This is a genomic window from Desulfovibrio litoralis DSM 11393 (assembly GCF_900143255.1).
Lineage (GTDB): Bacteria > Desulfobacterota > Desulfovibrionia > Desulfovibrionales > Desulfovibrionaceae > Frigididesulfovibrio_A > Frigididesulfovibrio_A litoralis.
Genome location: NZ_FRDI01000005.1, coordinates 17910 through 31742, shown reverse-complemented (window position 1 = coordinate 31742; position 13833 = coordinate 17910). Strand labels below are relative to the sequence as shown.

Annotated in this window: 12 protein-coding genes; 7 read left to right on the top strand and 5 right to left on the bottom strand. The window is 35.7% G+C overall.

Features of this window, described 5'->3' with window-relative positions; translation table 11 throughout:
• Positions 1 to 53: 53 nt before the first annotated feature.
• From BT999_RS06605 to BT999_RS06585, 5 genes are all read right to left on the bottom strand, one after another.
• Positions 54 to 329: a hypothetical protein gene (locus BT999_RS06605; protein ID WP_072696997.1), complete on the bottom strand. Its 276-nt coding sequence runs from the start codon at positions 327 to 329 to the stop codon at positions 54 to 56.
• Between the two features lie 25 nt (positions 330 to 354).
• Entirely contained in the window at positions 355 to 654 is a 300-nt protein-coding gene (locus tag BT999_RS06600; RefSeq protein WP_072696996.1) for a hypothetical protein, read from the bottom strand.
• Between the two features lie 119 nt (positions 655 to 773).
• Positions 774 to 1247 (bottom strand): rRNA maturation RNase YbeY, encoded by a 474-nt coding sequence (ybeY, locus tag BT999_RS06595; RefSeq protein WP_072696995.1) that lies wholly within the window; start codon positions 1245 to 1247, stop codon positions 774 to 776.
• 13 nt (positions 1248 to 1260) lie between these two features.
• A complete protein-coding gene (locus BT999_RS06590) occupies positions 1261 to 3612 on the bottom strand; it encodes an HD family phosphohydrolase (RefSeq protein WP_072696994.1) in 2352 nt (783 codons plus the stop codon).
• Positions 3613 to 3635: 23 nt separating this feature from the next.
• Positions 3636 to 4628 (bottom strand): PhoH family protein, encoded by a 993-nt coding sequence (locus BT999_RS06585; RefSeq protein WP_072696993.1) that lies wholly within the window; start codon positions 4626 to 4628, stop codon positions 3636 to 3638.
• Positions 4629 to 4882: 254 nt separating this feature from the next.
• Here BT999_RS06585 and BT999_RS06580 point away from each other — a divergent pair, with 254 nt between their 5' ends.
• From BT999_RS06580 to BT999_RS06550, 7 genes are all read left to right on the top strand, one after another.
• Positions 4883 to 5518, top strand: coding sequence for a hypothetical protein (locus tag BT999_RS06580; protein WP_072696992.1), 636 nt, complete (start codon positions 4883 to 4885; stop codon positions 5516 to 5518).
• A 131-nt stretch (positions 5519 to 5649) separates the two neighbouring features.
• Positions 5650 to 6744 carry a M24 family metallopeptidase gene (locus BT999_RS06575; protein ID WP_072696991.1) on the top strand — a complete coding sequence of 365 codons (1095 nt, stop codon included), beginning with the start codon at positions 5650 to 5652 and terminating at the stop codon, positions 6742 to 6744.
• A gap of 125 nt (positions 6745 to 6869) precedes the next feature.
• Positions 6870 to 7823, top strand: coding sequence for a hydrogenase small subunit (locus BT999_RS06570; protein ID WP_072696990.1), 954 nt, complete (start codon positions 6870 to 6872; stop codon positions 7821 to 7823).
• A 53-nt stretch (positions 7824 to 7876) separates the two neighbouring features.
• The gene (locus BT999_RS06565; protein WP_245790994.1) at positions 7877 to 9505 is read left to right on the top strand and encodes a nickel-dependent hydrogenase large subunit; all 1629 of its coding nucleotides are present in this window, start codon (positions 7877 to 7879) and stop codon (positions 9503 to 9505) included.
• A 200-nt stretch (positions 9506 to 9705) separates the two neighbouring features.
• Entirely contained in the window at positions 9706 to 10185 is a 480-nt protein-coding gene (locus tag BT999_RS06560; RefSeq protein ID WP_072696988.1) for a HyaD/HybD family hydrogenase maturation endopeptidase, read from the top strand.
• A 26-nt stretch (positions 10186 to 10211) separates the two neighbouring features.
• The gene (locus BT999_RS06555; protein ID WP_072696987.1) at positions 10212 to 10691 is read left to right on the top strand and encodes a hypothetical protein; all 480 of its coding nucleotides are present in this window, start codon (positions 10212 to 10214) and stop codon (positions 10689 to 10691) included.
• Between the two features lie 527 nt (positions 10692 to 11218).
• Positions 11219 to 13366: a methyl-accepting chemotaxis protein gene (locus BT999_RS06550; RefSeq protein ID WP_072696986.1), complete on the top strand. Its 2148-nt coding sequence runs from the start codon at positions 11219 to 11221 to the stop codon at positions 13364 to 13366.
• Positions 13367 to 13833: the final 467 nt, after the last annotated feature.

Below are 13833 nucleotides of genomic sequence, written 5' to 3'. Positions count from 1 at the left end.
AATTGAAGAAATTATAGCATTATTAAACAAGTTAACTCTTCAGAATTTGTGGTTCAATTCTCGTTTTTTGTTGCTTCTTTAATCTTACTTTTAGCAGAACGAAAGATAAGCCCCAAAAACCAAAGACCAAGTATAATAGCAACTACAACAAAAAACAAAAGAGCAAAAATAGCTGTTGTTATTACTTCATATTCAGTTCCCCCGCCGTCTCCGAGAAAAATTCCAAGTATAAAAGCTAAAAAAAGACAGGACAAGACGGCTTTACCGAATAAACCCCAACCACTCGAGTTATTAGAGTGATTGGGGTTTTCGTTTTTTTGATTATCCATTGTGGTGGTAGTTCCGGAATATTTTTTAAATAGAAAGATTAAACACCCTGCCCGAACCTGAATACATAGCAATCATTTTATCATCATTACCTTGGATCAACGAATCGCTGGGGTTACTTTTACCTGAATGTAGTCCGTCAATATTATATACGGATAGAGTTCGCCCTGAAAAATCATCAACTCTGGTGTTTAAACCTGAACGATCCATACGATCAAAAGAACGCATAAAAATGCCCTCTGACCCACTATTTTCAGCATTTAAAACAACAGTATTCAAAAAAGTATCAGATAAATTTACAATAGAAACAAAAGATAATGTATTCATGAGCTACCCCCTACCTACAACAAATCATTCGTGAATTTAAACAACTTCTGCTTTAATATAAAGTAAATTATTTTTATAAAAAGTCAAATAAAAGCTTATTAAAATAAAAGACATTGGTTTTAAATAAACAAAGTTACCGACTCAAAAGCTTTTTGGCTTAAATTATCATGAATTTCACCATGATCAAGCCCACCGGCTTTTAATTGTTCCGGCGAACCAAGATGTGCTAAACCATGGGCTAAAAGCCATAAAAAGTGTTCTCTTTCATCTTGTCCGTATAAAAAACTTTCACGCTTGACCGTATCAACAGACAAAACTAATTCTCCAATCAATTTAACATATTGCAACTTTTCTAAACTATCTTGCTCCCCGGCGGGAAACGATAAAACATTGGTTGGACCAGACAATGCAAACAAACTGTTATTATATTCTTCTATTGTGTTATCATCAACTAAGCACACATTTAAGACCCAACCATGAGCATCTTTATAACCCAAGGCGTTTAACATTACGCTTAAAATTTGTTTTAACTCTGATAAATCTAAAGGAGTAAGTAAAAGCACAGCTCTTTGGGCATTAATATTAATTTTCATAATCTGTAATCAATCAATGCAAAGTCAATCTGTCGGGTTTGTGTTGCTCCGCTTCCGTTTTGTTATCACCAAGACTTAAAGGAGCACTTGAACCGACTTGAGTTTTATTTTGAATATTATCATATTGTTTGATTGTTTTTTCCGCTGTTTTTTCTTCAGCAACTTTTTTGTTTTTATCAGGATATTCAATACGTTGATGGAAAATTCCCGTTAAAATACGTACAAAAGTTTCAGAAAGCTTATGAATATCTTTTAAAGTTAGCTCCGCCTCATCAAGTTGACCCTCTGAAAAAAGATTTTTTACTATCGTATTTATATGATTGGTAATTCTACTTGGTGTCGGATCAGAAAGCGTCCTACTCGAAGCTTCTACGACATCAGCCAACATAACAATAGCCGCTTCTCTGGTTTGTGGTCTTGGTCCGGGATAACGATAATCGCTTTCTCTGGGGTTTTCACCCAAGTTTACTGCTTTTTGATAAAAATATTTTATTAAGCTAGTTCCGTGGTGTTGTGCTATAATATCAATTATTTCCTCGCCCAATTTATGCTTTTGTGTAAGTTCAATTCCCTGTTTGACATGAGAAATCAAAACTAACGCACTCATCGACGGAGTAATTTTATCATGGCGATTTTCTCCACCAAACTGGTTTTCTATAAAATACTCGGGCTTATTGATTTTACCCACATCATGATACAAGGCGGCAACCTTACAAAGCAAACTATTAGCACCAATAGCCTTAGCACCAGCCTCAACCATATTGGCAACAATAACAGAGTGATGATAGGTTCCGGGAGCAGTCATCATCAACTCTTGGATTAAAGGCTGTTCCAAGCTCATCAGCTCCATCAATCCAAAACGAGTCGTATGTCCAAAAGCCATTTCCACAATCGGAGATAAGGCAAAGATCAATAACAAAGACAAGATACCGTGCGTTATTACCGCAATCAATTCAGCCATATAGTTTGGGCGAATTTCAATACTAATAAAAGTTGTACTAAGCCATATGGCTATAAGCCCTAAAGTTAAAGGAATAACAGACCAAACAACATCATGCCGATTTTGGGCTCTCATAATCAGCCAAGTATTCCACATTGAACCTATAAAATAAAATAGAAATAGCTCTAAACTTCCTCCTGCTGCCATTGAACACAAAAAAGCAAGCAAAAGCCCAACAACAAAATAGCGTCTGGTTGAAAAAATTAAAGCCGCTAAACCCGCCGCACCAACAACAGGCACTCCGTAAGCAAGAGAGTTTGACGTAACAAAAGAATTTGCTTCAACCATATTAGATGAAACAATAGCCACACTCTTGGCAATTAAAACAAAAAAACCAATTAATGTTGCGATAAATAAAATATCTCTTTCCTGCACAGTACCTGATTTACGTCCGCTTGGTGAAAAAAAGATACCAACACTCAAAAGAACCGTTAATAAAAAGATACCAACCGTTAATTGAAAATTAAAACTATTCTTTTCTTTTTTTAATAAGAGCTGTATTTTTTGTTGTTGTTCAAGGGTAACTCTTTCACCTTGACGCACTATTAACTCCCCTGTTTCTATTTGAGAATAAACAGGTTCAAGGGCATTTACAAGTTCGGTATTGCGTTTTTTTGTTGCTTCTAAGTTTGGAAACACAGTCGGGCTAATTAAGGAATTAATCAACACACCAAGCACTCGCCGACTCAAACTTGAAAGTTGTGTTTCAGATTTAAGGCGATCTATAACCTCTGTTTTAAGCGTATACAAATCAGGAATATCTAAAGCGTTTGGCAAAGTGCTTTCACTTCCGTTATCCAAATTACGGATTAAAACACCGCCTTTATATTGAGCAAAAATATTAGTATCGGCAACAACACCTTGCAACAATCTTTGTTCCACCAAAGGAACAATTGTTTGCAAACTAAGTTTTTGAACCTCTTTATTGGCTAAAGACGATAAACCTCGAACAGTTAATTCTTCACCTATATCTAAAGCCAAACTGTCATTTAAGGCCATTAAAGTTACGCTGTCCGACTCGTTAATTGCTGAAAATATTTCTTGCATACGTTTTTTTAAATTGGAAATATGACTTGCTTCAAAATCACAAACCAAAGGCTGTATGGCAATAATAGAGTCGTTTCTTGTTTTTGTTCCTATCGGATCGGGAATAAACAAATTTTGTTTGGCGATAACATCATGCGGAGCGACCTCTCCGGCAACCAAAATTTTGGTTTGCGAAACAAGCTTTCCGCCCAATAAAAAAGCTACCAATACAAACACAGAATACAAAGTAATTGTCGCAAAATTTGTTTTAGAGCGAATATAACGAACATATTTTTTAAAGGGCTGTTCTTTCGCAGGAAGTTTATTAATCATACTCATATGTTATAACCTTTCAGGGTGTATTACTCGCCTGAAAATTTTTCATAAGCTAAAATTATTTTAGAAACTAACGAATGCCTGACAACATCAGTACTATCAAAATGGATAATTTTAATTTCATTTATATCTTTTAAAATTTTTAAAGACTGAACCAACCCGGATCTTTCAAACATATTATTGTTTTTAGGCAAATCAATTTGAGTTATGTCTCCGGTAACAACCATTTTTGAACCAAACCCCATACGCGTTAAAAACATTTTCATTTGTTCAGGAGTTGTATTTTGAGCTTCGTCTAAAATAATGAACGCATCATGTAAAGTTCGCCCCCGCATAAACGCCAAAGGTGCAATCTCGATAACACCACTCTCAAACAAAGCGGTTACCTTATCAGCTTCAAGCATGTCATAAAGGGCATCATATAACGGACGCAGATAAGGATTGACCTTTTCTACCAAATCGCCGGGTAAAAAACCAAGCTTTTCTCCGGCTTCAACAGCCGGTCTTGTCAGTATAATACGCTTTACACGTTTGGCAAGGAGGTAAGAAACAGCAAAAGCCACAGCCAGATAAGTTTTGCCCGTTCCGGCCGGACCTACTCCAAACACGATATCATTTTCTTTTAAAGCTTCAAGATAGGCTCGTTGATTTAGCGTTTTGGGCGAAATATTGCGTTTTGGCGAAACGATAAAAGAGCTATCTTTAAAAAAGCTATATAAATCAAGACCTGGGTTTGTTTTTAATGCAGAAACAGAATAGACAATATCATTAAATTCTAAAGGAAAACCACTACGAATAACTGTATATAATTGAGATAAAAGACGCATTGTCAACATGACGAGGTCTTTATCGTTCCCGCTTATATGAATACTGTTCCCGCGCGTAGCCAGCTTAACTTTATTTTGTTTAGATATTTCTTTTAAATTTTTTTCTTGAGGGCCAAAAAGTAAATTGCTTGCTTTATGGTCATCAAAATCAATCGTTTGGCTAAAATTGAGTGTTGTTATAGTGTTCTCCATTTAATAAACAAACTTTTTTCATTAAAAAAGCTATTGAGTTACTCAGTGCAAAAGAGTTTTTATTCGCTCCAAGACTAATTTAACTTTGTCTATAGCTACCTGATTTTTTTTATTATGACAAGCCTAATAAGCCTAAAAACACTAACTCACTCTGAAAAAAACGGAACATTAATTGCATTAATAATTTTATATAATATTTTTCTTAAAAACAAGACTTTTTTTCCGCCATAATTTTTAACTTTAAGGAGCGTCTTATGAGCTTACAAGTAAACCCGTATCTTTCAACCGGTTCAAATTATACAATGAATTTTGGAGCAAATAAAAATAACGCCAACAACTCAACCTCAACCGGCAACAGCCTTGGTTCTTATATGCCCGAGGGGTTAGAACTTGCTTTAACGAAAGCATTGGAAGAAATTTCCGAGTTAAAAGACGGATCACCTGTTACTATTACTGATATTATTGCCTACCTCAAAAACTTGGAAAATGCTTTTACCGAAAAAGTAGAAAAAGATCTTAAAGCCCTTGGTCTTACTGATTTTGATTTTCAGATTGCTTTAGACCCTAAAAAAGAAAACGAACAAGCAATTACGGTTTCAGCCAAAAACGAAGAAACAAAAAAACTTGTTGAAAGTTACTTTAAACAAAACCCCGGAATTGTTGAAGAGTTTAGAAAGATTCAAGCTTTAAAAAATCTTGAAAAAAATCTAAGCCCTGAAAATGAAGTAGATAAACTTAAAGGAACAAATATCCGCACAATAAAAGCAAACTATCAAGCCCAAGCTCTGGATATATTTTTTAATTCAACAACAGATACAGGTACTTCATTGTTAGCAGATTTCAGCGGAGGACAAACAACTTTTTCTTCCGGCATTGATTATTTTGTTTAACAATTAAAATAAACAACCATAAGGCTTAGATAAAACTTGCAACAAGCGATTTTATCTAAGCCTTTCTTGTTCTTTACAAGATTATTGGGCTGTATTAATAAAAGCTATATTTTATAAAAAAGTGGTACTTTATGAATAACACAATTACAGCCGAAATCTATGAGACCAGACGCGAAAAACTTAGAAAAAAAATGCATTCAAAAGGCTTAGACGCTTTAATAATAAACTATGATGCCAATAGATTTTATCTTTCAGGTTTTGAGCTGAAAGATTCTCAAAAAAATGAAAGCTCCGGTTTATTAATTATAACAAGCTCCGGCAAAGATTGGCTGTGTACTGATTCAAGATTTTATGAAGCTGCCAAAAGACTTTGGGACGAAAAATATATTTTTATATATAAAACAAATCCTGCGGAACAAATTGGCGAATTAATCAAAAATAACATTACAGGAAAAATCGGCTTTGAAGCCAACACAACAAGCGTTAACTTTTATCATAAACTGCTCTCTTTTTTCAACACCAATCAAACCCTTGTCCCCTCTGACGGACTGGTTGAAGAATTAAGAATAATTAAAGATAACCATGAAATTGAGTTATTAAGTAGGGCTTGTAAATTAAATCATGAACTAATGAACGCCGTTCCTCAAATGTTAAAAAACGGTGCTAGTGAAATACAAATTGCATGGGACATTGAACAGTTTTTTAGAAACAAAGGGGCAAGTGGACTATCTTTTGAAAGTATTGTCGCAATAGGAAAAAACGCCGCCCTTCCTCACGCTATACCTAGCAATGAAAAAACAATTGACAACTGCCCTGTCCTTGTTGATGTCGGTTGTCGTTTAAACGACTATTGTTCTGATCAAACTCGCACTTTTTGGGTTGGAGATAAACCAACTAAAAGTTTTAAAGAGACTTTTTCACAAGTTCAAGAAGCTCAAATGGCGGCAATAGAAATTTTACGCCCGGGTTTATCCGTTAATGAAGCATATTCCACAGCCCTGAATATTTTTAAAAAATATAAAGTTGAACAATATTTTACCCACGGTCTTGGACACGGAATCGGATTGGAAACCCACGAAACCCCTAGTTTAAACGCTACAAGAACTACAATTCTCGAAGCGGGAATGGTGATTACCGTAGAGCCCGGTTTATATTACTCTGATTGGGGCGGCGTTCGTTTGGAATTTATGGTATTAATCACAGAAAATGGATATAAAATACTATAAATATAAACCTTAGATATTTTTAATAGGCTATTTACTTTTTTTTAAAAAAAGTTTAAAAGACAAATAGAAACCTATATACGTTTTTTTGGTTAGTTAAACTTTACCTACAACATTAGGAGATTGCTATGAAGGTATCAGTCGGTCTTGCAAGAGAAAACCCTGAAGAAAGACTTGCTAAAAGAGGGGTTAACCGCAGAGATTTCTTAAAATTTTGTACAGCTGTAGCTGTTACTATGGGAATGGGACCAGGCTTTGCAGCGGAAGTTGCTCTAGCTTTAACTGCTAAACGCAGACCCTCTGTAGTATACTTACATTTTGCCGAATGTACTGGCTGCACAGAATCAGTATTAAGAACAACAAACCCATTTCTTGATGAATTAATCTTTGATACTATTTCGCTAGATTATCAAGAAACCATTATGGCGGCTGCCGGTCATGCCGCTGAAGAAGCCTTAGAAAAAGCCGTTTCTTCAAAAGATGGATTTATCTGCATAGTCGAAGGAGCTATTCCAACCGCTGAAAATGGTATCTTCGGAAAAGTTGGCAACCACACAATGCTAGATATTGCCAACAGAATTCCTACAAAAGCACTCCACAACATAGCCTACGGAACTTGTGCCGCCTATGGTGGTATTCAAGCTGCCAAACCAAACCCAACCGGTGCTAAAGGTTTGGAAGATGCCGTTCCTTCTTTAAAAGGAAAGGTTATCAATATCCCAGGTTGTCCGCCTAACCCAATTAACCTTGTCGGAACAATCGTTCATGTACTTCAAAACAAAGCTGTTCCCCCTCTGGATAAACTTGGTCGTCCAAATATGTTTTTTGGTGAAAGCGTACACGATAACTGTGAACGCAGAGAACACTTTGAAGCCGGAAACTTTGCCCCTTCTTTTGAATCAGAAGAAGCACGTAAGGGATATTGTTTATATAATCTTGGCTGTAAAGGTCCTGATACTTACAACAACTGTCCAAAGGCTAAATTTAATGGCGTAAGCTGGCCAGTACAAGCCGGTCACCCATGCATTGGCTGTAGTGAACCAAATTTCTGGGATAAAATGACTCCATTCTTCGAAAACTAAGAGTTCTTTTAATCTAAGATTTTTTTACTTTTAGCCATAACAAGGAGATGACCATGGCAACACAAAAAATAGTAGTTGACCCGTTAACCAGAATTGAAGGGCACTTACGAATTGAAGTTGAAGTTGAAAACAATAAAATTAAAAATGCTTACAGCGTTTCTACCCTTTATCGCGGAATAGAAACAATATTAAAAGGCAGAGACCCAAGAGATGCCGCCATGTTTACCCAACGTGTCTGCGGTGTTTGTACATATACACACTCTTTGGCTTCTACTCGTTCATTGGAAAATGCAACTAAATTTGATATTCCAACAAATGCCAACTATATTCGTAACTTGGTACTTGGTATTCAGTTTTTGCATGACCACTTAGTTCACTTCTATCATTTACACGCTTTAGATTTCGTTGATGTTACTGCTGCCCTTAAGGCTGACCCAGTGAAAGCATCGAAGCTTGGAGTGTCTACTCCTGAAGGTTTAAAAGCTGTTCAAGCTAAATTACAAGCTTTCGTTAAAGGTGAACAACTTGGTATCTTTACTAATGCTTATTTTATCGGCGGACACCCTGCTTATAAGCTAACGCCTGAACAAAACTTGCTTTTAACCTCTCACTACCTTGATGCTCTACGCATGCAAGTAGAAATTGCCCGCGGAATGGCGTTATTTGGTGGTAAAAACCCTCACCCTCAATTCCTTATTCCTGGCGGCGTAACCTGCTATGAAGGTCTTGAGCCTCAAATAATTAAACATTACGAAGAAATATTCCAAAAAGCTAAAAAGTTCATTAATGATTACTACTTAGCAGACGTATTGCTCGTTGCTTCCGTATATGGTGATTGTGCTACTTATGGTGGAACAAAGAACTTAATGGCCTTTGGAGAATTCCCAATCAATGGTAAAATTGACAGCGAAACTGCTTTTAAAAGCGGTATAATTCTAAACCAAGACTTAAGCAAAGTTCACCCATTTGATAAGGGAAAAATTGAAGAGCATGTGCGTCATAGCTGGTATGTTGGAAAAGAACCTCATGGTCCTTTTGATAGCGACGGCGGACCTAAATTTACCGACTTACACGGTGAAGATCGTTATTCTTGGTGTAAAGCCCCTAGATATGACAATCTAGTGATGGAAACAGGACCTTTGGCAACTGTTGTTTCAAACTATGCACAAGGTAATGAAATCATCAAAAAGCTTGTAGGCGCAGTTCTCAAAGCAACAGGCTTAAAGCCAGAACAACTCTTCTCTACCCTCGGTCGTACTGCCGCTCGTTGTATAGAAACAGTTGCAATTTCTGAAATGATTCAAGACTGGATAGACGGCTATAGAGATAATATTGCTAAAGGCGATAAAGTTATTAACTTCCCTTGGACAAACCCGGGTAACGCTAAAGGCGTTGGCTTAGTTAACGCTCCTCGTGGTGGTTTAAGCCACTGGATAAATATCGAAGAGAAAAAAATTGCCAATATGCAATTGATTGTTCCGACAACTTGGAACTGTGGTCCTCGTGATGCAAAAGGTTTAGTAGGACCAGTTGAGGAAGCTTTAATTGGTGCTCCGGTCGTAGATGCTGCACGTCCTGTTGAAATATTACGTGTCGTTCACTCTTTTGACCCTTGTATCGCTTGTGCTGTTCACGTTATTGACCTTGAAAATAATAAAACACGCGAGTTTAAAGTTTTATAAATCCTAAATAAAAAAACTGAAAAGAGGTGAGTTTGACTAACAAATTCACCTCTTTTTATATATTAATACAATCTTAATTAATAAAGAATAATATATTGAACTATTCTAAAAAATAAACTAAGATAAAGACGTTATCTCAATAATTGTTTATGAATTATATGTAATAAAATATATAATATAATAAGGTTAGAATATAATTTATGAAAAAAGTTCTTGTTCTTGGTGTTGGCAACATTATTTGTAAAGACGAAGGTCTTGGCGTTCATGCCGTTAAAGAGTTAATGAATGAATACGATTTCCCTAACAATGTTGAATTAATGGACGGCGGAACGTTGGGCGTAAGCTTAATGGGAAAATTAACAGACTGCGACCTGCTTATCGTTGTTGATGCCGTACTTGGTGGACATGAACCAGGTAGCGTATATCATTTAATCAATAATGACCTTAGAAAAAGTAAGGCCTTTAGAGACTCAATGCACCAAACAGATTTGGTTGATACTCTCTTACTTTGCGAGTTGGCAGGAAAAAGACCTGAATGTATTGTCATCGGAATGGAGCCTTATAACTGGCAAGATTTAGGGTCTGAGTTAAGCCCTAAAATTAAAGAGCGTCTACCTCTTTTAAAACAGATGATTATTGAAGAGTTGAATACTCAAAAAATTAAAGTAGTAAAACGCTAAGTTAGACATCTTAATCTAATAGAAAAATGAACGATCCTGTTATATCTTGTTTTAAAGACGATTTTAAACGTTTTTTCAATCTGTTGGAAACACAAATTATCATTATTCCTGATTCCCTTTGGAATAAAACACTCGGAGGCTACCCTCTTTGGCAGCAATTTTTTCATACCCTTGCCTGCATAGAGCTTTATGCCTTACCGGATAATCAACCTTCTGAACAAACTTTTCATACTAAAGAAATAGTAATGCTTTCTGGTATTACAAATGATATTATTAATAAAGAAGATATGTTGATTTTTGCTCAAAAAATGAAAAAACAAGCTCTCAATTTTATAGAAGATATGAGCCTTGAAAAACTCACCAAAAAACACAACAGAACCTCTACCGCCCTCAAAAAAGAATGTACAAATCAATACGCATTAATTGGATTGATTCGTCATATTTGTTATCACCTTGGCTGTTGTGATGCTCTTTTAAGAGAAAACGGAATAAAAGGTGTATATTAAAAAATCTCGCTCTTACCCTTAGAAACTTCATAGTGAAAAAAACATTACTATTGAAATAACTTTTGGGTTTAAAGTATTTAAGAGAACTATTTATTTAAAATTTGAGTTTTTTAACCTTACCTCTAAAATCTAAAAATTAAACGCCAACTAAGTTGATATTGTGTTGAACCTTATATAATTTCACACAGCCTCAAAAAAGCAAACTTATTTTATAAATAAACTTTTTATAAGCTTTGTTGCCTACTAAGTTTATTTTTTACTTGAAAAAAAATGATTTTAGGGTAACTATCATAAGCTAAATATAGCAAAGTAAGATTAGACTTAAAGCCCGTTTGCAATAAAAAATAAAAGTGCAGAGAACTGGCTATTTTTTTCTTATTTATAAATTTGTAAATTTTGATCTTAACACTAAAATAATACTATTTAATTTGTTTAAATATAGTATTGAAACGGACACAACAATGAAAATTCGGAACAAGCTTTTGTTGATAACGATCATTCCTATTGTATTTTTGCTAGGTATTATAATGTTCTTAAATCAACAAACCCAACGCCGACAGGCTGTTGACTTAGCCAAAGCTTTTGCCGAAAACCTCGCAAGATCAGAATCTTTGTCTTTTATTGATATGCTTAACAGCGGATACACTATTAGTCGACAGATCGCAACGACCGCTGCCACATTTAAAGAAATTGGTAACACCGAACGAGGACAATTAGTTGAAGTCGCAAGAAATACTCAACGCGATAATCCTGATTTTTTAGGCTCATGGATAATGTTTGACCCTGATGCTTTTGATGTTAACGATTCTAAATATATGCCCAGCCAGTTTGAAGCTATAAAAGATAATCCTGAGGCGTTGGCAGAAAGCATGAAAAAACTATATGGTCCGCTGGCAGATTATACCCCCGGAGACGTAGCCTCTAGCGAAGGAACTTTTAGCTCCTTCTGGGTTACAGATGAAAATGGACAAATAGTGGCTTCTCCTGCCGGTGAAAATGATAGTTTTGAGGAGCCTTATTATGCCCTACCCAAACAAACAAAAAAGACTTCCTTTCCTGATATATACATGGAGGAAGATGTTAAGGAATTGGTAAGCACGATTGCTAGTCCGATTATTGTTAACAAAGAGGCCATTGGTGTTGCCGGAGTTGATATTAATCTGGTTGCTCTACAAAAGCGTGTGGAACAAATTCGCCCTATGCAAAGTGGCTTTATGACTGTTTATGCTCAAAATGGGACAGTTATTGGGTCAATAGACAAATCAAAACTTGGCGAAAATGCTTTTGAATCAATGCCCAAAGAATTAAAAGATGCTATTATGAATAGCCAAAAATATTCCTTTATAAGCCAAGTAAATGGTGAAGACTTTTTGCACTTTTCCTTACCCTTATCATATGGAGATGGTAGCATAAGTTGGAGCTTTGTAATGAGCCTGCCTATGGATAAAGTAATGGCCGAAAGCAACGCTGCTATATTAAAAGAACTTTTAATTGCTATAATAGGTCTTTTGGCAGTTATTACTCTTATTGTTCTACTTATGCGCCGTATTACTCAATCAATAACTATTGGTATTGAATATGCCGAAGCGATAGCCTCAGGCAACCTACAGGCGGAAATTTCCATAAAGAGTAATGACGAAGTTGGAAAGCTTGTAAGCTCTTTACGAAAAATGACAGAATGGATGCGTAATACCCTTTCTGAATCAAAAGCACTCGCAGAATCAAACGCCATAGCACACAAGCAAACAGAAGAATCGTTAACTGTTCTTGCTGTTAAGGCGGAAGAAGATGACAAAAGACATCAACAAGTAAATATGCTTGCTGAAAACCTTGATGCTATTTCTCAGCAATTACAAACATCTACGATTGCTCTTGAGCAACAAGTTAGTCAAGCTCAAAAGGATTCTACTAAAACACGAGAAGAGTCTGAAAAAAACAAAGAGGCTGTTGGAACACTTGAAAATATCACGATGCAAGTACAGTGGCAAATAGATGAAGCAACAAAACATGCGGAAGAGGCGAAAACTCAAGCTGTTCAAAGCACAATTATGATGCAATCCGTACATACCCTTGTAGAACGGACAGCAAATAATAGTCAAAACTTACAAGATACTTTAACAGAACTAGCTCAAAAAACCGCCGGAGTAGGAAATATAATTGTTGTTATTTCAGAAATAGCAGATCAAGTTAACCTTTTAGCCTTAAATGCCGCTATTGAAGCCGCTAGAGCCGGAGAAGCCGGACGTGGCTTTGCTGTTGTAGCAGACGAAGTACGCAAACTTGCAGAAAAAACCATGCGTTCGGCACAAGAAGTTAAAGATGTAACAACAGCCATACAAACAGGCACTCAAGATGCTGTTGCAGTAATGTCTCACTCACTGGTAGAAATTACAGAAAGTGTAATACAGTCAGAGCAGGCACATGCCTCTATTAACAAAATCATGCAACTAGTTGAACAAAGCGTAAGCGAGGTTCATAAGATAAAAGATGCCTGCCAAGCACAAACAGAAGCTAACCAGTCTATCGTTACAGTATCATCTTCTGTTGAACATATCGCTATAACTACAGCCGAAGAAATGCAGGCAGCGATTGAAAGACTCCATCTTTTGGCACCAATATTAAGCCAACTAGGTGAAAATACAAGTTCGTTGCGGGCTATCTATAAAGATAAATAAGATGATTAAGCATAATTCGTAATACTCCCACCTTTCATAATTACAATGTTATAGCTTGAAGTTGTTTCAACGCCAACTAGCCCAATAATCCTTCAACTATAAGTAAATTATAAACATTCTTGATACTGCCATCTATTATATTAACTTTGTTATAATTTGATTCATCATATTTGTTATCACCTTGGCTGTTGTAAGGCTCTTTTAAGAGAAGAGATATAAAAGGTGTATATTAAAATCTAGCTCTTACCCTTAGAAACTTCATAATGAAAAAGGCTTACTATTGAAATAACGTTTTTTGTTTAAAGTATTCAATAAAATATTTATTTAAAATTTGAGTTTTTTAACCTTACCTCTAAAATCTAAAAATTAAACGTCATAACCAAGTTGATATTGTGTTATGACGTTTAATTTTTTTGCTTAATAAGTTATGAATTAAAAATTCATATCTCACTTGTAAACTCCCACCA

Coding starts and splice junctions, on each gene's coding strand:
- BT999_RS06590 (WP_072696994.1), bottom strand. CDS start 3,612: ATGAGTATGATTAATAAACTTCCTGCGAAAGAACAGCCCTTTAAAAAA.
- BT999_RS06555 (WP_072696987.1), top strand. CDS start 10,212: ATGAACGATCCTGTTATATCTTGTTTTAAAGACGATTTTAAACGTTTT.
- BT999_RS06565 (WP_245790994.1), top strand. CDS start 7,877: ATGGCAACACAAAAAATAGTAGTTGACCCGTTAACCAGAATTGAAGGG.
- BT999_RS06585 (WP_072696993.1), bottom strand. CDS start 4,628: ATGGAGAACACTATAACAACACTCAATTTTAGCCAAACGATTGATTTT.
- BT999_RS06575 (WP_072696991.1), top strand. CDS start 5,650: ATGAATAACACAATTACAGCCGAAATCTATGAGACCAGACGCGAAAAA.
- BT999_RS06580 (WP_072696992.1), top strand. CDS start 4,883: ATGAGCTTACAAGTAAACCCGTATCTTTCAACCGGTTCAAATTATACA.
- BT999_RS06560 (WP_072696988.1), top strand. CDS start 9,706: ATGAAAAAAGTTCTTGTTCTTGGTGTTGGCAACATTATTTGTAAAGAC.
- BT999_RS06570 (WP_072696990.1), top strand. CDS start 6,870: ATGAAGGTATCAGTCGGTCTTGCAAGAGAAAACCCTGAAGAAAGACTT.
- BT999_RS06600 (WP_072696996.1), bottom strand. CDS start 654: ATGAATACATTATCTTTTGTTTCTATTGTAAATTTATCTGATACTTTT.
- ybeY (WP_072696995.1), bottom strand. CDS start 1,247: ATGAAAATTAATATTAATGCCCAAAGAGCTGTGCTTTTACTTACTCCT.
- BT999_RS06605 (WP_072696997.1), bottom strand. CDS start 329: ATGGATAATCAAAAAAACGAAAACCCCAATCACTCTAATAACTCGAGT.
- BT999_RS06550 (WP_072696986.1), top strand. CDS start 11,219: ATGTTCTTAAATCAACAAACCCAACGCCGACAGGCTGTTGACTTAGCC.